The sequence below is a fragment of the Lentibacillus kapialis genome (assembly GCF_014646635.1).
In the GTDB taxonomy this organism is placed as follows: Bacteria; Bacillota; Bacilli; order Bacillales; family Amphibacillaceae; genus Lentibacillus; species Lentibacillus kapialis.
This window is the reverse complement of the sequence record NZ_BMNQ01000031.1, coordinates 18,444-40,552: the sequence shown is the minus strand read 5'-3', so window position 1 is coordinate 40,552 and position 22,109 is coordinate 18,444. Positions and strand designations below refer to the sequence as shown.

The 22,109-nt window shown below is 39.2% G+C and carries 20 protein-coding genes and 1 pseudogene; 1 reads left to right on the top strand and 20 read right to left on the bottom strand.

Going from position 1 to position 22,109, the window contains the following annotated elements:
- Nucleotides 1–121: 121 nt before the first annotated feature.
- The 19 genes and pseudogenes from IEW67_RS11120 to IEW67_RS11030 form a co-directional block, all read right to left on the bottom strand.
- The gene (locus IEW67_RS11120; RefSeq protein WP_188633142.1) at nt 122–868 is read right to left on the bottom strand and encodes an SDR family NAD(P)-dependent oxidoreductase; all 747 of its coding nucleotides are present in this window, start codon (nt 866–868) and stop codon (nt 122–124) included.
- 15 nt (nt 869–883) lie between these two features.
- Nucleotides 884–2,068 carry a M20 family metallopeptidase gene (locus tag IEW67_RS11115; protein WP_188633141.1) on the bottom strand — a complete coding sequence of 395 codons (1,185 nt, stop codon included), beginning with the start codon at nt 2,066–2,068 and terminating at the stop codon, nt 884–886.
- 24 nt (nt 2,069–2,092) lie between these two features.
- Nucleotides 2,093–3,190 (bottom strand): Gfo/Idh/MocA family oxidoreductase, encoded by a 1,098-nt coding sequence (locus IEW67_RS11110; protein ID WP_188633140.1) that lies wholly within the window; start codon nt 3,188–3,190, stop codon nt 2,093–2,095.
- Nucleotides 3,191–3,212: 22 nt separating this feature from the next.
- Nucleotides 3,213–4,367 (bottom strand): mandelate racemase/muconate lactonizing enzyme family protein, encoded by a 1,155-nt coding sequence (locus tag IEW67_RS11105; protein ID WP_188633139.1) that lies wholly within the window; start codon nt 4,365–4,367, stop codon nt 3,213–3,215.
- 16 nt (nt 4,368–4,383) lie between these two features.
- Entirely contained in the window at nt 4,384–5,673 is a 1,290-nt protein-coding gene (locus IEW67_RS11100) for an aspartate aminotransferase family protein (protein WP_188633138.1), read from the bottom strand.
- 17 nt (nt 5,674–5,690) lie between these two features.
- The gene (locus IEW67_RS11095; RefSeq protein ID WP_188633137.1) at nt 5,691–6,458 is read right to left on the bottom strand and encodes an IclR family transcriptional regulator; all 768 of its coding nucleotides are present in this window, start codon (nt 6,456–6,458) and stop codon (nt 5,691–5,693) included.
- Nucleotides 6,459–6,488: 30 nt separating this feature from the next.
- On the bottom strand, nt 6,489–7,310 hold the full coding sequence (locus tag IEW67_RS11090; protein WP_188633136.1) for a carbohydrate ABC transporter permease: 822 nt from the start codon (nt 7,308–7,310) through the stop codon (nt 6,489–6,491).
- Nucleotides 7,310–8,233, bottom strand: a complete 924-nt coding sequence (locus IEW67_RS11085; protein WP_229671768.1) for a carbohydrate ABC transporter permease — start codon at nt 8,231–8,233, stop codon at nt 7,310–7,312. Before IEW67_RS11085 ends, IEW67_RS11090 begins: the two co-directional genes overlap by 1 nt.
- Nucleotides 8,234–8,277: 44 nt before the next feature.
- On the bottom strand, nt 8,278–9,390 hold the full coding sequence (locus IEW67_RS11080; RefSeq protein ID WP_229671766.1) for an ABC transporter substrate-binding protein: 1,113 nt from the start codon (nt 9,388–9,390) through the stop codon (nt 8,278–8,280).
- 178 nt (nt 9,391–9,568) lie between these two features.
- Nucleotides 9,569–10,435 carry an MBL fold metallo-hydrolase gene (locus IEW67_RS11075; RefSeq protein WP_188633134.1) on the bottom strand — a complete coding sequence of 289 codons (867 nt, stop codon included), beginning with the start codon at nt 10,433–10,435 and terminating at the stop codon, nt 9,569–9,571.
- A 623-nt stretch (nt 10,436–11,058) separates the two neighbouring features.
- A pseudogene (locus IEW67_RS11070) lies at nt 11,059–11,433 on the bottom strand (IS4 family transposase); the annotation flags it as partial.
- A gap of 709 nt (nt 11,434–12,142) precedes the next feature.
- Nucleotides 12,143–13,327, bottom strand: a complete 1,185-nt coding sequence (locus IEW67_RS11065; RefSeq protein ID WP_188633133.1) for a CaiB/BaiF CoA transferase family protein — start codon at nt 13,325–13,327, stop codon at nt 12,143–12,145.
- A gap of 39 nt (nt 13,328–13,366) precedes the next feature.
- Nucleotides 13,367–13,813 carry a MaoC family dehydratase gene (locus IEW67_RS11060; RefSeq protein WP_188633132.1) on the bottom strand — a complete coding sequence of 149 codons (447 nt, stop codon included), beginning with the start codon at nt 13,811–13,813 and terminating at the stop codon, nt 13,367–13,369.
- Complete coding sequence (locus IEW67_RS11055; protein ID WP_188633131.1) at nt 13,797–14,699, bottom strand: HpcH/HpaI aldolase/citrate lyase family protein; 903 nt, start codon at nt 14,697–14,699, stop codon at nt 13,797–13,799. The genes IEW67_RS11060 and IEW67_RS11055 overlap by 17 nt, the downstream gene beginning before the upstream one ends.
- 15 nt (nt 14,700–14,714) lie before the next feature.
- Nucleotides 14,715–16,004: a TRAP transporter large permease gene (locus tag IEW67_RS11050; RefSeq protein ID WP_188633130.1), complete on the bottom strand. Its 1,290-nt coding sequence runs from the start codon at nt 16,002–16,004 to the stop codon at nt 14,715–14,717.
- Nucleotides 16,005–16,008: 4 nt separating this feature from the next.
- On the bottom strand, nt 16,009–16,512 hold the full coding sequence (locus IEW67_RS11045; RefSeq protein ID WP_188633129.1) for a TRAP transporter small permease: 504 nt from the start codon (nt 16,510–16,512) through the stop codon (nt 16,009–16,011).
- Between the two features lie 114 nt (nt 16,513–16,626).
- Nucleotides 16,627–17,670, bottom strand: a complete 1,044-nt coding sequence (locus IEW67_RS11040) for a TRAP transporter substrate-binding protein (protein WP_188633128.1) — start codon at nt 17,668–17,670, stop codon at nt 16,627–16,629.
- A 64-nt stretch (nt 17,671–17,734) separates the two neighbouring features.
- On the bottom strand, nt 17,735–18,082 hold the full coding sequence (locus IEW67_RS11035) for a cupin domain-containing protein (protein WP_188633127.1): 348 nt from the start codon (nt 18,080–18,082) through the stop codon (nt 17,735–17,737).
- 157 nt (nt 18,083–18,239) lie between these two features.
- Entirely contained in the window at nt 18,240–18,998 is a 759-nt protein-coding gene (locus IEW67_RS11030; RefSeq protein ID WP_188633126.1) for an IclR family transcriptional regulator, read from the bottom strand.
- 496 nt (nt 18,999–19,494) lie between these two features.
- Between IEW67_RS11030 and IEW67_RS11025 the strand changes: the two genes are divergently transcribed.
- Nucleotides 19,495–20,214, top strand: a complete 720-nt coding sequence (locus IEW67_RS11025) for a GntR family transcriptional regulator (RefSeq protein WP_188633125.1) — start codon at nt 19,495–19,497, stop codon at nt 20,212–20,214.
- 265 nt (nt 20,215–20,479) lie between these two features.
- On the opposite strand, the gene IEW67_RS11020 is transcribed toward IEW67_RS11025, so the two are convergent.
- On the bottom strand, nt 20,480–22,105 hold the full coding sequence (locus tag IEW67_RS11020; RefSeq protein ID WP_229671765.1) for an amidohydrolase: 1,626 nt from the start codon (nt 22,103–22,105) through the stop codon (nt 20,480–20,482).
- Between the last annotated feature and the right edge of the window lie 4 nt (nt 22,106–22,109).

The following is a 22,109-nucleotide window of genomic DNA, read 5'->3' as shown; positions in this document are numbered from 1 at the left end:
CTATCTTTCGATATACTTTGAGACATGGTAGGGTTTCTCCTCTCTTTTTTTCTGTCCAATTTTGAGGATACCCTACCTCTTTTTTTGTCTCAAAGAATCTACACAAACTATTTTACGTCATCTAAAATTCGCTTGCATTAGCAAGATGTCCTCCGTCAATCACTAATGTTGTTCCTGTAATATAGGACGCTTCGTTTGATGCTAAGAAAAACACGCCATTGGCAACTTCCTGAACAGTTCCCATCCGATTCATTGGTGTTTTTTCAGTGAGGGTCAAACCGTTTTCTTTCTGCTTTAATTTACGATCGAGCGGCGTTTTAATAAACCCTGGTGCAACGGCGTTAACACGTATATGATATTCTGCTAGCTCAACTGCCATTGATTGTGTGAGAAGGTTGATCCCTGCTTTGGAAGTATTATAATGTGCGAGCTTTGAACTGCCTGATAAACCATTTTTAGATGACATATTGACGATAGACCCCGCAATCTTTTCTTTTATCATTCGTTTTGCGATGGCCTGGCTTAACATAAATGTACCTTTTAAATTGACGTTTAGAATTTGGTCCCAGTTTGCTATCGGGATATCTACAAAACCCTCACGAACGGCTAATCCAGCATTGTTGACTAATATATCAAGTCCGTCCCAGCAATTCCACGCAGAATCTGCTGCAGATTTTACGTCGTTTTCATCCCCTAAGTCGCAAATAATCGATTCAGCAGTTCCGTTCAGTTTACTTGCTTGTTGCACTGTCTCCGCTAGTTGCGATTCATTTTTATCCAGTAAAACGACCTTGAACCCTTCTGATAAAAACCTTTCAGCAATCCCTTTTCCAATTCCGCTTGCTGCTCCCGTAACAAGTACCCGCATCAAGACCTCTCCTTATCATCCAGATGCAATCCCACTTTTAATACCTAAATATTCGTGAATAAACTGCAGATACACCTGGATGGATTTTTCCAATTCGCTTATCTCAACATATTCCACTTCACTATGTGCTTTACGTTGATCTGGCCCATAACAAACAGTCGGTATTTCCATATCTTTCGCAAAAATCCCTGCATCTGTCACCAGCTTTTTTCCAACGGGAGGCAGGTCAATTCCTCTTACCTTTTTAACAGCCTGTTGGAGACTGGTAATTGCCAATTCATTTTTTTGTATCCGATAACCGTCTCTTACTTTTTTCATATCCAGAGAAATATCCACACCATGCTCTGCTGCAATATGATTTAATACATGCATCATTTGCTGCTTCACGTCGTCAAATGATTCCTCTGGCCCGTATCGCCGAACGCCTTCTAAAGTGGCGTGTTGGGGCATTTGGTTATAGAAAGCACCACTTTGAACGTTACCGATAAAATAGCTCCCATGTCCAATGTCCTCAATTGTTATTTCCTTCAATTTCTCATTGTCTTGATCCAAAGCCTTGATGACGTCACTAAGCACTGTTATGGGATGTGGTTCATCACTTGATGTATACAATTGATGACTCGGCTGCCCTTCTCTTTCAATCGTTATGTGAAACGTAGCGGAGCCTAGCTGGGCAATTGTACAATCGTACGTAGCACCTTCCATGACAATTGCCGCATCCGCTTTCACTTTTGCGCTTTCTGCTAACTTAATGAGATCTTCTCCACGCCCCCCGGGGCTTTCATGCATACTGTTTGCGATGACAACAATCTCGCCATCTATCTTTGATTGAGTTGTTTTCAAAATCCTTCCCACTTCCAATATACTTGCCAGGGAACCTTTCATATCACATGCACCGCGACCATATATTTTCACGTCCTTTACCAGCGGCGGTTTATGTTCCAGTGGAATAACATCCATGTGCCCATTAAACAAAAGCGTTTTCCCTTCCGTATTGGTATGGCCCCGATAGCGTCCTACTAAGGTAGGGTTATTTGGGATCCATTCATATCGTTCGACAGAAAAGCCCGCTTGCTTCAATAACGTTTCATAAAGAGCAGTAATTTCAACCGTATCTCCAGCGGTATCGTGAATATCGATCAGTTCAGTCGTATCACGTATAACACGATCTATATCAACTTGCCGAAATAGATTCTTCACATGTGTTCCTCCAATTCATGATATTTACCATTGGCGAACGTCCGGAACTTCCACGGGGCTGCCACCAGCAACGATCGATTTTTCCGAATATAGTCCTGGCAGCGTCAATTCCAATGCTCTGTAAATATCAATGCTTACAGGTTTATCTGTACGCAGACAGTTCACGAAATCATTCACCATAAAGTAGTCAGAACCCCAATGATTCGCATTTGTTCGTTCTACAGGCATTTCGATCAAATCTATAGGAAGAAAATCTTCATATACATCCGACAGATCCATCCATTTCTCACTTGATAAGCCGTAGTCTTTTAACCATAGTCGATGTTTGCCCCCTGGTACTCTCGGGGCTTCATAACATCCTTTTGTTCCTTGCAAGGAATAGTACCCCATGTTATGGGGGCGGTTTGAAACCATATCGACCCTTACATTAATCAAAGCACCACTTTCGGTTCTGCATAACATCAAAGTCGTATCATCATTCTCATACGCCGGAGCAGTATGTGAACCCGGTCCAACACAATTTACATATTTAACACGTTCCCCAAACCATTCCAATGGCGGGCCAAGACTATGGGTGCCATATGTGCATCCCCTTCTGCCCATTGTTTCTGTTCTGCGCCAAGTCGGTCTTCCGTGCTCATCGTAATGCAGATACTTCACATCATGCAGATACTCTCCTTCAGCGAAATAAAGCTCGCCAAAAACCCCGGATTGCGCCATATTTTGAATGGCAATATTTTCGCGGATATAGCAATAGTTTTCTCCCATCATATATTGGGCTTTACTCTGCTTAACCGCATCAAACAACGTTTTACAATCCTCAGTCGAAGTTGCAGCCGTTACTTCCGACAAAACATGAATATCCTGCTTTAGTGCAGCAACAGCCTGTTGAACGTGGAACCTTAGCGGAGAAGCAATAACAACGGCATCAATAGTCGCATTCAGCAGATCCTCATATTCAGTGAAACCATGATCAATAGAATATTGGCGGCGGAATTTTTCAACCGCCTGTTCGTCAGGGTCCATTACAGCCGTTACTTCGACACCCTCTATTCTGCTGAATTCTTTATAAAATTGACTGCCCCGGCTGATTCCTGCTATACCGATACGTAATTTATCCATGTCTCTTCCTCCCAATATTCATTCAATCCATTTCTACCGATTGCCGTTTTTCCCAGCCATCTGAGAACAGAGGAAGGAAATTATTAGGGTTATATGGATGGGCTTCAACAACATCAAGGTTTAATTCTGCTCCCCATCCCGGCTCTTCATTGACAGTTATATACCCATCTTCTACCTTTATGGGATTATTCAAAAGTTGACGTGTCCAGTCTACATTGAAATCATCAAATACTTCGTGAAGATAGAAGTTTGGTGTAGCTGTATTCAAATGAGCGCATACCAGAGAACAAAGTGGTCCTTGCGCACTATGCGGAGCAATCACACCGTTATGGGCATGGGTCATGGCAGCGATTTGTTTCGCAGCCGTTATTCCCAAATACTGAGGTTCCAGCTGAATAATATGAACGGCGTTATATGCCAAAAGTTCCGAGAATTGTTCCCGGCAATAGTAATCTTCCCCGCAAGCGATCGGTACAGGACTGCGCTTAGCAACCTCCACCATCGAAGAAATCTTTTGCGGTGGAACGGGCGCTTCAAACCAGGTAGGGCTATACGGCCTCATTGCCTCAGCAAATTGCAAGGCTGTATGAACACTGAACCGGTTGTGGCCCTCTATTAAAATATCAACTTCTTCTCCTACGGCATCCCTGACAGCAGCAATATTTTCAATAGCATAATAGAAATCCGGACGATCAACTACCCTCCAAGCTGAGCCAAAAGGGTCGAATTTCAAAGCCGTATAACCCTTCTCAACAGTCTGTTTAGCATTTTTATAAAAATTTTCCGGTGTCCGGGCTGAACGATACCAGCCATTTGCATAGGCACGAAGCTTGGGCTGAGCCTTTCCTCCGAGCAATTTGTAGACCGGAACGCCTAATGCCTTCCCCATAATGTCCCAGCACCCGTACTCAATCCCGGAAAGCGCAGCACCCTGAATCTGTCCACCGTCAGAGTAATAATTACGGAACATACTTAAAGAAAGGTGTTCCACATCAAAAGGGTCTTTTCCGATCACCAGCCTTTTCAAATCATGGACACCTGCTTCGGTCGTTTTGGCGAACCCGTTCAATGTTGCTTCCCCTAGTCCAGTTATGCCTTCATCAGTTTCAACCTGTGTAAACACCCAATTTTTCCAATTATTTCCCGCTATATATGTTTTGACATCCGTAATTTTCATATATACCTCCACCCCTTCATATTAATTCACGCAGTACGTCTTCAATGGCTTCAAGGGTTAAGTCAATTTCCTTATCGGTATGACTGTAGCTAATATGATTTCGTTTCATGTTCATAGGCATTTTAAAAATACCTTTTTCCAATAATTTTTTTCGGTAACGTACATATAAATCACCATTATTATATTCCAGATCTGAATATTTCTTTGGTTGGAAATCCATAAAATACGTCGTCCAAACCGAGCCAAAACCTGCTACAAATGCATCAATATTAAGCATGTCATGAATTTCAGTAATGCCTGATCGCATTTTTTCCCCTAACCGGAAGATATGTTCATGCACCGGTTCTTTTTCCATCATTTCAATTGTTGCCAGTGATGCAGCAGTCCCTACTGCATGGCCATTGTACGTTCCTGCAAACCATACATCTCCTCCCGGCTGCGTATTAAACCTGGACATATATTCTTTCTTCCCCGCGATAGCTGCCATTGGATAGCCATTCGCCATCGCCTTTCCTAATGTTGTAAGATCCGGTGTGACACCCGCAATCTCTTGAAACCCGCCAATACTATGACGAAATCCTGTGACCACCTCATCAAAAATCAGTAACGCCCCATATTCTGAACAAAGCGTTTTTAATCCTTGCAAAAATCCATCCTCAGGTAATATACATCCAATATTATGAGGAATTGGTTCCAATATAATAGCTGCAACTTCCCCCTTATTCTTTTGTAATGTTTCTTCTACATCCGCCAGGTCATTAAACGTACAAATCAGTGTATTATCAATCGCTTCATCCATCATTCCTGCTGAGCCAGGATCCCTTTCACCAATTTTATCCCAGTCACTCAGCATATTACGGGCTACATAATCATGCCATCCATGATAACAACCTTGAAATTTAATCAACTTCTTTTTTTCAGTAACGGCTCTGGCTAATCTTATCGCATGATAGGTTGCCTCAGAACCAGAGTTACAAAATAGTACTTGTTCAGATGCTGGGACGTGTTCACATACTTTTTTGGCAAGTTCTATTTCCATATCGGTTGTACCTACACCGAACAAATCAGTTCTTGAGATTGCCTCTTTGACCTGCTCATTTACAAAAGGATAGTTATGACCAAGAACAAACGGACCAAATGCGGCTTGATAGTCTATAAATCTGTTTCCTTCTACATCCTCCATATAGGCACCTTCTGCTTTTGTAAAAATCAAATGAGGATCTACATTCCGGATCGAGGTATGAACACCACCCGGAGAATATACATTTGCTTCTTGATACAATTCAGCGTTACGTGTTTTTTCCATTTATAAAACCTCCCAAATTATAATGAAACATTAACAGCACCCAATTCTTTTGAAACATGTTGCGCTGTCTGTTGTAACCGGTTGATTAGTTCATCAGCATGATTAAAATCGAGCATTGATGTGTGACCAACAATACTAATGGATGCAACGACATTTTCCCCATTAAAAACCGGAACACCGATGCACCTGACACCAATTTCTTCTTCCTCATCTTCAATTGCGAACCCCTTTTTCCGAATATCATTCAGAATAAGCCTCAGCTCACTCTGATCCCTTATGGTGCTCGATGTATGTTTTGTGAGTTCTTTATTGGCTAACAAATTGTCTAGCTCTTCTTCATCAAGGTAGGCTGCTATAACCTTACCAAGGCTCGTAATATGAAAATCCGAGCGTAGTCCAGGAAAGGTGGAAAAGCGGATAAAAGAATTTGGCTCCACCTTATCCACATACAGCAATTCTCCTTCGTCAATCACACCTAAATGGACGGTATATCCTGTACCTTCCATCAATCTTTGAAGGTGCGGACGTGCGATTTTCACCATATCCACTTCAGAGATGTAAGACATCCCCAATTCATATAACTTCACCCCAATTTTATATTGTCCTTTTTCATTCTTTTTGACCATGTCGTGATATTCAAGCACTTTTAAAGTCGAAAAAACAGTTGTTTTGGAAATATCCAATTCCTTATGAATGTCTGTGATCGAATATTTTCCATTGTGTGATGCAATGAAGTCCAAGATAGTAATGGCTTTTTCTAGTGCTGGTACCTTGTATTTTGTCACAATATTCCCCTTTCAGTTATACAGCATCTTTTATTTAGTTGAACCATCTGCAATCCCGCTTACAATATAACGCTGTGTAAAAATAAATATAATGATAATGGGAAGGGTTGATACGGCAGATAATGCCATTAACTCTCCCCAATTTGTTCCAAATTGTCCAACAAATTGTCGCATTGCTACGGTAATCGGCCATTTTTCATTATTGGTAAGCATGGTTAACGAATATAAAAATTCTCCCCACGCCAATAGAAAACTAAAGGCTGCACAAGTCATAATTCCTGGTCTTGCAAGCGGTAATATGACACGAAAGAAGGCACCCCATTTGGAACAGCCGTCAATGATAGCGGCTTCCTCAAGTGCTGTAGGGATTGTTAAAAAGTAAGTTCTCATAATCAGAATCACAAATGGGAGAGACAATGTCATATTGGCGATGATGACACCTATATAAGTATTCAATAGCCCGATACTCGCGAACATCGAGTAAAGCGGTAATGCAAGCATATTACTTGGAAACATTTGAACAATTAATATAAACAACAAAAATAGGGTGATCCCTTTCAGATTTTTCCTGGCAATGGCATAGGCCGCGGGAGCAGCTAAACACACCGAGCCAATCATTGCGCCAAAACTGATTATAAAACTGTTGAGAATATTGTTGAGTATTTTGACCTCACTTTGTGCAAATATATTGGAATAAGCTTCAAATGTCATTTCCCTAGGAAAAAGTGATGGATCACCAAAAATTTCGGAAGATGGTTTCACAGATGAAGCAAGCATCCAGTAGATAGGGAATAAGAAACCAATAACAATCAATAACCCGGTAATCGACATCAGCCATTTTTTCCGTTTCATTACATGACCTCCTCCTTCCGAATAAGGTAGAGGTAAAGGACGGCAATTGCTCCGATGATTAAGAATGAAATATTTGAAAGGGCAGCGCCTTCCCCAAATCGATACATGCCAAAGGATAACTGGTAAGCAAGAAATGGTATTACCTGTGTTGCATCCGCCGGCCCGCCTGCTGTCATAATATAAATCAAGTCAAACACCTTAAATGTAAAAATCACACCCAGCATTAACAGAACTAATATAGTAGGCTTCATTAACGGCAATGTAATGTGCCTGAATTGCTGAAATCTGGTGGCACCATCTATCTTTGCTGCTTCATATATACCTGTAGGGAGGCCTTGCAGACCTGACAACAAGATCACCATACTAAACGGAATACTTATCCAGACGTTTGCAATAATCGTGCCTAATAAGGCCGTATCCGTATCGGTTAGCCAATAGATGGGCTCAGACATTACCCCTAAGCTTATGAAAAGTTCGTTAATAATACCGTTATCGCCGCTTAACATCCAACTGAAAACCGTTCCAATAATAATGATTGGTGTCATCCAGGCAATAAGAAGAATAGACCGCATCCACTTGTGCCCTGGAAATTTTTTATTAAAAAATAAAGCAAATGCGAATCCAATACTGGTTGAAAAAATAATCGTAGCTAACGTAAAGATAATAGAATTGGTTAATGCGGTCCTGAACAATGGATCGCTTAATACTGTTTGATAGTTTTCAAACCCAATAAATGGTTGCTCACCTTGGATTAAGTTACCAATATTGATATCACGAAAACTCAAAATGATATTGTAGAATATCGGATAAACGAGAAAAACGGTCAAAAACAAACCTGCAGGGAGCAAAAATGTATAGTCTTTCATTTTATCACGTGTATATTTCTTTTTATGAAGATAAACTTTATGATTCTTGTCATTCACAAAAATCCCTCCCTTTATTTTTGCTCCCTATAGCTGGTAATGGATCACTTTTCTTCTAAAAGCGGCTCAATGGTTTCACTTGCTTTCTTTAACGCTTCTTCAGGTGATTGCCCTCCCGCCAACGCATCTTGAATAGCCGAATAAATGGCTGTGTTAATATCATTGTGATTTTCTCCCCATCCATAACCCTGTGAGCTTTGGATGATATCAGCAAATACACTGCGGACCTCATTTTCTTGAAAGTACGGATTACTCGCTACCTCACTGCCGAATGGAAAATTTCCTGTTGCTTTTAACCATTCAAGCTGACGATCAGGTTCAAGCATAAACGCGATGAATTTCCACGATTCCTCTACAGCCTGCCCGCTTCCAATCGCAATACTTTCTCCACCTATCACGGATGAATGGGTTTGATCTTTCGGAATCTGCGCAACAGACCAATTCAAATCCGGTGCTTCATTATTGAATGTTGGAATCATCCATGATCCACCAATGGTCATAGCAATGCTACCGTTATAAAAGTCAGCCCCTACTTCTTCTAATTTCTTATTGACGACTTCCTGTGGCATGATGCCTTCATCATACATACCTTTCCATAATTCCAGCGCTTTAGCTGCCTCAGGACTCTGCAAATCACTAACATCACTGCCGGTTGACCACAAAAATGGTATCCAGGAAGCGGTTCCGTGCTGAGAGTTATGAGCAGAAGCCGCAAAACCATATTGACCATCTTTCGTTAAATCCGCGGCCTTTTGCTTCAATTCATCCCACGTAGTTGGAGGTTCATTGACCATATCGGTGTTATAGAATAACCCCACAGCATTCGTGTGTAAGGGCACGCCGTAAAATTCCCCGTCAAGCTTATGAATGCCGGCAATATTCTCATACATTCGATCTTCTAAACCCGATTCCTCAACTTTATCCGTGATATTTTCCAAAATACCGGATTCCGCGTAAAATTGAATCTCATTGATTCCTCCGATAATCAAATCAGGGGTATCACCACTTGTTCCACTGATTAAGAGCTGTTGGGTCAATTCACTGTATGGTACATACGTTAATTCAACTTCAATGTCTGATTGAGACGCATTAAACGCTTCCACACGGTTTGTCAATTCCGTTTCCAAATGATCCGACCAATAATGCCATAACGTCAACGTAGTTTTCCCATCCTCGGATGAACTGCTTTCGGCATCCTCCGACGCGTTACAAGCTGCTAAAAAAAGCGCCAACATAATCAAAACGAGAAGCTTTCTCATCATTTAAAGTATCATTCCTTTCACTGTGCTCAATAAGATAAAAGGCTTTCATCATCAGCAACAGTCATTCCTGACATTAATCCTTCATATAAATCACCCTTTCACCCGGCACCATCATTTTAAATTTTTGTTGCGGATATTGACGATACAAATAATCAACCAGAAAAGCCGGGTTTTCCGTATTGGATACGAATAAATCGTAATGAACCGGGACAAGTAAATCGATATTAGCAGCTTGAGTCAATTCCACCGCATCCCGAAAATTCATATTACCTAATGCACCTTCCTTGGATCGCCTCCAATCGGTTCCATTTATAGGGAGAAAACCGACATCTATTGAAAACGGTTTCAAAAATTCCAGTAATTCATTAAATAAGATAGTATCCCCAGCATGATATAAGGTCACATCATTTGATTGTAATACATAACCCAGATAATAATGGCAGCCGTTCTCATCGCGCAGATATTTCTCGTGTTTCGCCGGTATGGGGTGAATATGTACCCCTTTTATTTGAATGGCTTCTTGTTCTTTGGCAGGGTGAATTTTTTCCTTATTGATTCCTAAATCAGTCAATATTTCAATAGACGGTGCCGGACAAACGAAATGAGCATTAGGAGAGGATTGACGTATTCCTTTTATAGTTTCAGGGTCAAGATGGTCCAAATGTTCATGGGTTATTAAGACGACATCTGCATTTGTAACATCTATCGGATGAATGGGAGGATCAAAATTGCGTTTTAGCAAACCTGGTGGATCAACGAGCTTCTCATCTTCAATATAGTTCGATAAATAAGGATCAATGTAACAAACAACATCATCCAACTTCACGGCAATACCGGATTGACCTAAATGCCAAAAAGCTGTTGAACCAATTGTGACGCTTGTGTTGTCTATTTGATTAATTAAACTTGGCTTCCTGGATTGTAAATATTGCTTTTTCATATTTCACCTCCACGAACCATTTGTTTTTAATACAGAATATGATTTTATATACAGAATTATATAGGCTTATCTTATGTCTGTCAATATTGAATTATTAATTAATTTGAAAATTTATTATTTTTTGATTTCCGATGTTGCTGATATCAACCTGCTGCTGCCCAGCTTTATGCAACATTTTTAATCATTTCAAAACTAACGAGTGAAGCGTCGTGCTTCACTTATGGAAAAAAGTTGATTCCAATGCTGGTTATTGTGCGCATTGCCCCCCATTAGATACTGAAAATTTAACACAAAACGACCAAGCAGTAGCATAGCAGTCGACAATACGTATGCATGCTGCGCCGCTTCTGTACCAATCCCACAGCTCGCACCCTGGTCCATACCTCACAATAAGCGAGCCATTCGATACGCCGGTGCCTGCCCATTACCGCGGGATTCGTACGTCATATTACATGACAAAAATCAACTTTTCCGACCAATGTTAACCGAAATATTCGAAAACCACCCCAAAAAACACAGATTTAAACTCCTCCGCCAAAGTTAATTGTTAATTAAAAATAGAGAATACCCGCTTAATCCGGGGCATTCTCCATTTACAAAAAGTTCACTCATATTTACATAACTCAACTTCCAGACAAATTAGGCAGATATGTCTTGATAGAACTAGGCAAGGCGGCAAACCATTGGTGTAATTGACTTTTGATTAGCTTTTTGACTTTGTAATTAATCCTTTTTAAAACATCTTCAAAAAGCTCGATTAACTGCTGCAGTGCCACAGCCCAATCGAGTTCATTTATTTCGTCACAGAGTTCATAAAACATACCGCCAAGTGTGCGGTCATCGGTACTGCATCGATGTTGCCAGGACAATACAATATACCTTGTGAACACGATGGTAGTATGCGCAATCATGGAATTATAGGATCTGCCCTGAAATTCTTTCTGCAGTTTCAAAAGGGACTTGATTGTTTTAAGGAAGACTTCAATGTCCCGGCGCATCACACACCCTATCGGTCTATAGGTGTTTTACTCACGTCTTAGAATCAGCGCTTCGAAGATTATGCTTTTGACAAACATGTTAGCTATTCCTGCAGACAAATAAGTAAGGGATGGTAAAGTGTCCTGGTTTGCTACGTCAGAAATGCCGTTAAACTTGATGTACTTACCATTCACATAATTCCAGCATAAAATGGGTATTGTAAAACGAATTGACCAATACTACTGGCAACCATAAAAAGCACAGACCTCTCCTTGTCACTGGCCTTATTTAGGCTGAAAGTTTTAATTGCTTAAGTACATCGGCAATCTGTCGACCAAAACGTAAACCTGTTCATCGATTGGTGATTCGTAATCTATAATAAAGCTGATCAAGATTCCAAGCTACATATTGATTGATACGTTCTTTCCAGTATGAAAATAATCATCGCTTCATTGTTTGAATGGGGAAATTTTAGCTACCATGATGAAACTCACGCTTATGTGCTGGAATCTTTCATGTTGAATATCCCGATTATGTCATATGCCTTCCATCACTCCCAGCGTGTAACAAATGATTATATGTTAACAAACCCTTCATCAAAAAATACTGACAAAAGGATATTGAAACGGGATTGGGATAAATACTTTCACCCGACCCCGAAGGAATTTATGACCATTATTTACTTAAAGATTTATATAGTTTTAAATCCTTATCATAGAAGTCGATTCATTAAACTTCTTCAGTATTTAGTATTTTTTTTATCTCTTGTTCGTCATATCCTGCTTCCCTTAGTATTTCCTCACTATGTTCTCCCAAATGAGGTGCCAACCTTCTCACTTCTGTTTTCGAGGATGAAAAAGTCGCCGGAAATTTCATGTTTTTAATTTTTCCTTCTGAAGGATGTTTCACTGTTTCAAAAAAGTTTAACTTTTCCAAGTGTGGATCATGAAATAAATCTTCGGGTCTATTCACATTTACGCAAGGGATATCTCCTTTCTCCAATAATTCCAGCCACTCGTTAGTTGTTTTTGATTCGATAATTTTTTGAACAGTTTCATACACGTAATTAATATTGTTTGTTCGTGCAGAGATATCTTTAAACCTGTGATCGTTTCTGAGATGTTCATTTCCTGAAACCTCAAAAAAGGACAGCCATTGTTTATCACTGTATATGAGAACACTTATATATCCATCTGCGGTTTTATAAGGTTTTCTATTTGGTGAAGCGGCACGTGGATAAACAGAATCTCCAATAGGAGGTGAAAATGTGTGGCCATACATATGCTCAACCATTGAAAACGAGACCATAGATTCAAACATAGGTACTTCGATCTCCTGGCCTTCTCCCGTTTTTTCTCTGTGTAATAATGCTGCCATAATCGTGCTAGCACCAATCAATCCGGTTGTTTTATCAGCTATCAAAGCACTTAAATACTGAGGCTCCCCAGCCATGTCTCCTTGTACAGCAGCCATACCGGAAGCTGCCTGGATTATATCATCGTATGCAGGTCTGGTGTTGTACGGTCCCTCTTTGCTAAAACCATACATTCCACAATATATAATTTTTGGATTAACCTTTACAACATCTTCATATGCCAACCCCAGTTTTTTCATCGTATGTGGTCTGAGAGAGTGTACAAATACATCGCTTTCCTGCAAAAGCTTAAATATCGCATTCTTGCTTTTTTCTTTCTTTAAGTCTAGTGAAATACTTCGCTTGTTTCTGTTCAAATTCAAAAACATACTTCCCATACCTTCGGTGTGTGAAGGCCCAATATATCTAGTGGAATCACCTGAAGGTCGTTCAACTTTAATTACATCCGCACCCATATCACTTAGCATCATAGTACAATAAGGTCCCATTAGTACTGAGGAAAAATCAATAACTTTCAAATTACTTAATGGTCCATTCATGCTTTCCCTCCTAATTCCATACTTGAATCTCTATTTATTTCACTCTTTTTTTAGCATCAATCCAGCTCGTTTAACTTTTACCACAAGCTCATTTCTCTGATTGTAGCCTCTATGTTCAAACCTTACTATTCCTGCGTTATTTCTTGATTTGGATTCTCTTTTTCCAACTATTTCAGTAACACCGTTTAATGTATCTCCGATTTTTACAGGATTTGAAAATGTGACATCCTCAAACCCCAAATTTCCTTGAGTAGTACCTTGCGTAAGATCATTTACGCTTATACCGACTACAAAAGATAATGTATATAGGCTGTTAACAATTCTTTCGCCAAAAATTGTTTTTTTTGAATATTCTTCATCCAAATGCAAAGGTTGAGTATTATGAGTCAATGTTGAAAACAGCAAATTGTCTGTTTCAGTAACTGTCCTTGTTATTTTGTGATTGAAAACATCCCCAACATTCAGTTCTTCATAGTATTTCCCCACCCTTATCCTCCTTCTGATAATTTATTTTATCCATATACTTCAATATTCTTCGTGCTGTTTTTATATGCGCTCCGTCAATATGACTACCATTATAAATAATAGAATTCATCCCTGCCTTTTCAGCTTGTTCAAACTCATGAATCATCTCTCTATAATATGCAATCTCATCTTGGGACGGGGAGTATATCTTATTCACAACTGATATGTTAGACGGATGTAACACCATCTCCCCATCAAACCCCAATTGACGGTTGAATGAAGCACTATTTTTTAATCCATTCAGATTATGTACATCTTGCCACAGGCCACCAATTGGTATTTTATTCGCTGCACGAGCTGCCAGAACAACTTTTGATCGATGATATAATGTTTCCAATCCTCCCGGAGTCCACTGATAGTTAATAGCTCTCTGTACATCCCCATCTTTAGCAGTTAATCCCGCAATGGCAACAATTCGTTTTTGTATTGCAATTTCATAAGCAAAATACATAGATCGGGCGGTCTCCAAGATTGGAAGTAAACTAATTTTTCCTACTCGTAAATTTTTTTGCTTTTCTATTTCAGCCATTTGTTCCGATAATTGTTCAATGTCCTCAGGACCATTTATCTTTGGAAGAACTATTCCCGTTAAATTCTTTTGAATGACTACCTTTAAATCTTCGTTTGAATAGCTGAGCCCTTCTTTGTTTACCCTTACATATACCTGTTGATTTTCGCTTAACTTCGATATTGAATTAGCTACATGCCATCTTGCTTCAGATTTCTTGCCGATAGGAACGCTATCTTCTAAATCTAAAATTATATTATCTGCATTATAATTTGATAGTTTGTTAAACCATCTGTAGTTAGACCCCGGAACAAACAGAAAAGTTCGAAAAAGACTCACGTTATAGCCCCCTAATTATTTTATTTGGCTTGGTAACCAAGTTGAGAGTATCGGAAACAGAACTAATATAGACAAAACTAGTAAATCCATCAAAACAAACCATTTCACCCCTCGAAACCCTTCTGATGTCTTTAAGCCAGATGCCCCAGAAGCAACATAAACGTTCATACCCAGAGGTGGGGTTACCAGTCCAATTTCCGCAGTTTTGGCAACAATAATTCCGAACCATATCGGGTTAAAGCCAAGTGACATAATAATCGGAAAAGTAAGCGGAAGAGTCAAAATAAGGATTGCCATTTGATCCATGAACAAGCCCAGAATCAAGTAAACAATCATAATGATAAGTAAAATCACGTATTTTGAAACCTCTAGACCTTCAGCAAACATCACTAATTTTTGTGTAATCTGTGTCATTGTTAAATAGTAACCAAATATATGTGCTCCAATAATTATTGTCAAAATCATCGTGGAGGCTTTAATTGCATCATTTAAAGCCTGATTTATTTTGGCAAGCGTGAATCTACCCATAAAAAGAATAACCAGAAACGTTATAAGTGCCCCTACAGCACCCGCTTCCGTTGCTGTAATAATCCCACTGTATATTCCGCCAAGTACAGCTGTAATAATAATTAACATTGGCCATACGGAACTTAATGATTTAATTTTTTCTTTCGTGGTAGGATTCATACTTATTTTAGGGGCAATATCCGGATTTATTTTGACCCATATAAATATAACAACTATATACCCCAATGCGGTAAGTAACCCTGGAATAATACCACTTATTAATAGGGCACCAACACTCGTCTCTGTCAATATCCCATACAGAATCAAAACAATACTCGGGGGAATCATCACTGCCAATGTTCCTGAAATACTAACTACTCCTAAAATAAATGGTGTTTTATGTTTATACTTTTTCATTTCCGGAGCTACAGAACTTGCCATAGTGGCTGCCGAAGCTTGACTAGAACCCGAGACTGCGCCTAAAACCGCACCAGCAAAGACTGATGCTATTCCTAGTCCCCCAGGCAACTTGCCCAGCCATTTATAAGCAGCACTTATCAGATCTTTCATTACTCCACTTACCGTCATAAAAGATGCCATTAAAATAAACATTGGAATAGCACTCAGTAAAAAGCTTTTCACACTAGCATATGGAGCTGTCAGCAAAATTCCAGTAAATCCTTCCCACCCTCCAGCAAGAATCAAGCCGACTGAACCAGAAATACCGATTGCAAATGCAACAGGCATTCCAAATATCAATAATAGTGCTAACAATAAAAGTGGTATTATAATTGACAAGTCTTCATTCCCCTTTCAATTCACTTTTGGGTCCCAGCGTATTTACACACATAATTAACAACCTTATGCATAATAAAAATGCGCCTATAGGAACCCAAATATATGAAAGCCACATGGGAAAGGATACAACTCCTGATTCTGTTAGATTTTCGACCCAAGCCTCGTGAGTTGTTTGAAAACCATAATAGCCAATAAAGGACATCCAAATTGCCGTTAAAAAGTAATAAAAAAAGTTTAATCTCTTTTGTAAGGTTTTAGGTAATTTGTCAAAAACAACATCCAACCGTATATGTCCACCGATTTTCATAACATAACTCATACTTAGAAAAATGGTAACAACCATAAGGTACATTTCAACAATTTCATATGTCCCAACGATTGGTTTGCCAAAAAAATATCTTCCGATAGCATCACCAGAAACTAACAACATCATTGCGAATAATCCGAATTTTGATCCCATTAAAAAAACATATTCTAACCAATTAAATACCTGTTTAAATTTCCCCATATATGATCTCCTTCCTTGATGAATACGAGTCTCATAAAGGAACTTTTTTAATTGAATAAAAGAGGGTAGTTTATAGCAGGTACCAAAACTTACCTTCCATTATTTTTGTACAATTTACTTATTCACTTCATCCTTGAATTGATTATATTTCTCCACAGCCTTCTGTGCTGGTATACCTCTTTTTTCTAAATCTTTTGCCCATCTGTCCCAAACTGGTTCTAATCCTTCATCCCATTTTTTTAGTTCTTCCTCACTTAAATCCGTAATCTTCATTTGTTTACTGAACTCTTCTCGAAGTTTTTTACTTTTTTCATCCAGTACTTTGGATAGATGATCCATCGTTTCTTGTGATGCTTTGTCTATGGAGCCTTTTACGTCATTAGGTAAATTTTGATATACTTTCGAATCAATGGAATAAATAACGTTAAAACTTCCTAACCTGACATTTCCAGTAGAATAGTTAACAATTTCCTGTATCTGATAAGGTTTGAAACTCGTAAACGGAAATACAACACCATCAACTGTACCGCGTTCTAGAGCTGTATATGCCTCAGGAGCAGCCATGAACGTAGGAGATGCACCTAATTCATCCAACGCATATTCCATAGTGCCAGTGGCTCGCATTTTTAGCCCTTGAACATCTTCAAGATTTTCTACTTTTTTATTCTTTGTAGCTATCTGGTATTGTGGAATTGGTACAGCCCATAATGGCTGAATATCATTCGGCTTATACTCTTCTTCAATAAGCATATCCTCCATCAGCTTCCAGAAAATTTGAGTGCCTTCTTGGGAAGTACTGTAAGCTCCCGGGAGAGTTGGAACTTCACTCAATGGTAGTTTATCTGTCGCGTAAGATGTGTATCCTATATCGATTGTTCCAGTTTGAATCAAATCTAGAAAATCTCCTGCCTTCCCCATTTGCTCCGCTGGATAATATTCAAATTCCACTTTTCCATCTGTATGTTTCTCAACCTGATCCATAAAATAAACAATTCCTTCACTAGATAACAAATTTGTGGTTGGAAAGGAATCTGCAACTTTGAGTTTTATCGTATCTTTATTCTCCGCCTCGCTACTAGTGGAACTATCACCACACGCTCCCAATAGGATTATTGAAAGAATTAAAATAATATTTCCTACCCAGTATTTTCTTAACATAATTGATAAACCTCCTAATTTTTAAATGTAAGGGGTTACAAAATGATGCATAAATTAATACAAATCAGGCGCCTTTAGCTGGACTATAAATCAAAACAAATTTCAAATTACCTTTACCCGCATTTTTTATTTCATGGTTAACTTTTTTAGGAATGAAAACTGAATGGCCAGCAGTTAATTCAGCTTCTTCTCCACCAATTTTTGCATGCATCTTTCCCTCCAAAATGTACATAAGCTGTTCAATTTCTTCGTGAGAATGTGGATCAGCATCCCCTCCTTCCTCCATTTCTCCAATAATCATTTCCACCTCATTTATCCCATCTTTTCTGCCAACCACTTTTTTATTGTAAGTTAATTCATGATTAAGTGGTATGTAGCTTTCAATTTCACTTTCGTGTATCCAATATCGCATTTGTACGCCCTCCCCAATTTTAATCTAATAATCATTCCATCTGATAGAATAGCATTCCACTTATTCAGTAAAAAAATAAAATGTCTTCATTATTCGATTTTTTTAACTATAACATTTTGGATTTGAAATTTCAATAAATTCTTTCAAATGAATATAATTAAAATATCCGTTTTTCAAATCCAATTGCATAAGAAATATCATTTGCTGCTTTTTTTGTTTGTTCAACAATAAAATCTTTTTGAGATTCTTCATAACTAACAATGGGAATTACGGTAATAACACTACCAATCACTTTATGTGATACGCCAAAAATAGGAACACCTACGCTTAAAGCACCTTTTTTTCGTTCGTTTGCTGTCAAAGCATATCCTTCGTTACGAATCATGCTCAATTCTTCATCCAACTTCATGGCTGATTCTTTATCCATTCCAATATTATGCAGGATTAATTCTTTCTCGCTATTCTCCAACTGAGCTAAAATAGATTTCCCGCTAGCTGCTATATGGATGGGTTTTAAAACTCCTATCTCCAAAATATATTGCAAAGCCTTTGAACTCTGTACACTTTCCACAAAAGACAACTGCTTATATTGGGGATGGTATAATGCTAAATATACAGATTGATCCACAGTCTGAGCCAATGTTTCTAAAAATGGTTTAGCTACATCCTTAATTTTTACCCTTGATGAAATAATGGATGATATTCTAATAAATTCTTCACCTATCGTATATTTTCCAGATTCATGGGATACATTTAAAATATTTTCATCCATTAGGATACTTAGGTGGCGATGCAGAGAGCCAGCAGGAATGCCTATATAACGGGATAATTCGTTTACCCCCCATTCCATTTTGACATCGGCAAAAGCCCTTAGAATGGTTATTACTTTTGATACTAAATTTCTATTTTGTTTCAAATTTGGTCCCCCATTTAACATTTATAACTTTTATATGCCTATTGTGAATTATCCTTCCCTATTGTAGAGTTCTTCCAAATTGATTATGCAATATATTCAGAAATACCACAAGACTTTTGGAAAATTTCTTGAGTCAATCTGTATATCTTTACTGTATATTAATCCACATCTTCTTTTCCATTGTACAATGACGAAGAATTCAAGAAGTGAAGTGCAAATTTTATTTTGCCAAAATGCTATGCCACCAAGATAAAATACAAAAATAACAAAAAGTGCTATAAAAATGTCATTTTGACTAAACGTTAAATTTTGCTTATCCATGTAAAAATCAGCACATCATAAAAAAGCCATCAGCTTCACCATGAGCATCAATTTTTAAACAAAACTTTATTCGACATATGATAAAACTCAGGAAGTGACAGGCGCCAAAAGCACAGCAAGCTATTTTATGTTAAACTATTTCTGTCAGAATAATAGAAAATCATGGAGGATTCTCATGGCACTGGACTACACGAATTCGATTCCGCTTTACATCCAACTGAAAGAGAAAATAGAACAAAAAATAATGGATGGGGTGTACATTGGCAAGGTTCCCAGCGAGCGTGAGTTAATCGATGAATATTACGTCAGCCGCAGTACTGTCAGACAAGCGATTGATGCGTTGACACGCGAAGGCACACTTGATAAAAAGCCCGGAAGAGGTACATTCGTCGCATTAAGGCCAATCAATGACTGGCTGGGCAGTTTGAGCAGCACATCGGAAACGATTCAGCGTATGGGAATGGATCCCGGAGCAAAGCTTGTTAAGGCAGAAGGTGTCCAATTACCCGTGCATCTGCAGAATATGACCGGGCTGAAAGAAGCCGTTCATATTAAGCGGGTCCGCTATGCCGACCATATTCCAATGGGAGTTGAAAACAACTATTATCCTGTTGAAATCGGCAAAAACATTATGGAATATGACTTAAACAAAGTAGCATTGTATGACCTACTTGAGGAGGAGTTAGGCATGCGTTCGATTGAAGCAGAGCAGAATATCAGATCAGAGCGAATTGCCAAAGAGGACGCCAAGCTGCTCGAAGTTCCGGCAAACACCAGTATGCTCGTTGCCGAGAGAAACCTGAAAGATGTTAGCGACAACTTTATCGAATACGAACGTGCCTGCTATCGGTCAGATATGTATTCATTTAATATTAAACTATCGAGGAAAAAATGATAAAAGGGTTATCAAACCAGTGTTTGATAACCCTTTTATCAGCTGTTACTTGAAGCGATTTGCACGCACCCCTGCCGTTAAGAGGTATAGAGAACGCACTCCGTTTTACTGAAACTCGACCACCTGCCTGAGCAGCATTCATATCTATCACTTTGGAAGTACGCGGTATGCCCCCATACTCGGATAACCCTGGACCAGCCACCTATATAAAAAATAATTCGACACAATGTGACAAAATTCGGGAAGTGACAGGCACCATACAGATTCAGCCTTCAGCAAAAACCGTATCTCTACTATAAATCGTCCTGCCTTCTTTGATAGTATTTAAAACGTGTATATCCTTTATGTTCTGTTTATCCGCCTTCAGCGGATTTTGGTCCAATATCACGAAGTCAGCAAGTTTTCCTGCTTTTATGCTCCCCTTTTGATCTTCCTCAAAGTATGAATAAGCTGCATTGATTGTGACGGCCTTCAGGGCATCGTAAACAGAGACGCATTCTTCAGGTCCAATGTTAACGCCCTTCTGTGTGATTCGATTGACCGCGCACCATATGGTATGGAGCATATCCGGTTTGACAACTGGCGCATCTTGGTGAAAGTTTACCATTAACCCTCTATCAAAAGCTGATTTTGCAGGGCTTATTCGGCTTCCGCGCTCTTGCCCCAGGTTTTTCAAATGTACATCGCCCCAAAAATATGTGTGAGCTATAAATATAGAAGGTATCATCGCCAGCTCAGCCATCTTGTCCAGTTGATCATGACGAACAGTTTGACAATGAATCATAACCGGACGCAAATGATCTTTATTCGGATTATCCGATTCCTGCCATGCGGCTTCGTAGTTTTTAAGCAGCTGATCGGAGGCAGCGTCACCATTACAGTGGGTAAGCAGCTGTACATCATCATTAATAGCCTTTGTCACGTATTGCTTTACTTGTTCGTCCTCGTACCATGGATAACCGCCATAGCTTTCTTCTCCTTCATATGGTTCCGTCATCCATGCCGTCTTGCCCTGCGGCGAGCCATCCAAAAACATTTTGTATCCGCCGATTTTCAACCGGTTATGATACTGCTTTGCATATTCCTCATTACTGTTCATGTCATCAGGATTCTCAGCCACTAATGGATACGCAACAACATCTACATTCAAGTCACCCTTCTCCGATAACATTTTGAAAAGCTCAAGGGTTTCACTTGAGGTCGCACCATCCTGTACAGTCGTAATACCATTTTTAATATAAATCGCCTGACCAAGATTGGCTAACTGGACATAATCCATGTCGATATCGGCAAAGATGCTGCTCTGCAAGGACATCAGGTTTCCTTCTTCCAAATAACCGTTAGGCTCCATCGTGCCTTTAATTCTACCAATACGGCCCCCTTCTTCATCGGGTGTATTTTCGTCAATCCCTGCAAACGTTAATGCTGCATCATTTGCGCATCCCATATGACCGGACGCATGAAAAATAAGGATCGGATTCTCTGTTGATACATCATTTAAAACGTGTTTTAGCGGATGTTTTTCCTCGTTCAGGAAATTATGATCATAGCCGAAGCCAACAACCAAGTCGCCCTTACCCATTCCTTTATGCTGCATGTAAGATTTTAGTGTCTGAATAATATCGTCGAAACTTCCACATTCTTTTAAATCAGCCATAGTTGTCAATGGTCCCATCATGGACACATGACTATGCGGATCGACAAAGCCCGGCATCAAAGTATTCCCTTTTAAATCAACGTTTTCAACACCCATATCTTCCATATGGGTCTGCAGTGCACCTAACTTGCCAACTTCTTTAATTACACCGTCCTCAATCAACACCGCTTCTGCAGCATCCATTTCGTTCTCCATCGTTACAATATCGCCGCCGTAATACAATGTCTTCATCATTCAG

Excerpts from the sequence above, each read along its gene's own strand:
- IEW67_RS11045 (WP_188633129.1), bottom strand. The coding sequence starts at position 16,512 with ATGGGGAAATTTAAACAGGTATTTAATTGGTTAGAATATGTTTTTTTA.
- IEW67_RS11075 (WP_188633134.1), bottom strand. The coding sequence starts at position 10,435 with ATGAAAAAGCAATATTTACAATCCAGGAAGCCAAGTTTAATTAATCAA.
- IEW67_RS11065 (WP_188633133.1), bottom strand. The coding sequence starts at position 13,327 with ATGAATGGACCATTAAGTAATTTGAAAGTTATTGATTTTTCCTCAGTA.
- IEW67_RS11105 (WP_188633139.1), bottom strand. The coding sequence starts at position 4,367 with ATGAAAATTACGGATGTCAAAACATATATAGCGGGAAATAATTGGAAA.
- IEW67_RS11120 (WP_188633142.1), bottom strand. The coding sequence starts at position 868 with ATGCGGGTACTTGTTACGGGAGCAGCAAGCGGAATTGGAAAAGGGATT.
- IEW67_RS11110 (WP_188633140.1), bottom strand. The coding sequence starts at position 3,190 with ATGGATAAATTACGTATCGGTATAGCAGGAATCAGCCGGGGCAGTCAA.
- IEW67_RS11040 (WP_188633128.1), bottom strand. The coding sequence starts at position 17,670 with ATGTTAAGAAAATACTGGGTAGGAAATATTATTTTAATTCTTTCAATA.
- IEW67_RS11035 (WP_188633127.1), bottom strand. The coding sequence starts at position 18,082 with ATGCGATATTGGATACACGAAAGTGAAATTGAAAGCTACATACCACTT.
- IEW67_RS11020 (WP_229671765.1), bottom strand. The coding sequence starts at position 22,105 with ATGATGAAGACATTGTATTACGGCGGCGATATTGTAACGATGGAGAAC.
- IEW67_RS11090 (WP_188633136.1), bottom strand. The coding sequence starts at position 7,310 with ATGAAACGGAAAAAATGGCTGATGTCGATTACCGGGTTATTGATTGTT.
- IEW67_RS11025 (WP_188633125.1), top strand. The coding sequence starts at position 19,495 with ATGGCACTGGACTACACGAATTCGATTCCGCTTTACATCCAACTGAAA.
- IEW67_RS11100 (WP_188633138.1), bottom strand. The coding sequence starts at position 5,673 with ATGGAAAAAACACGTAACGCTGAATTGTATCAAGAAGCAAATGTATAT.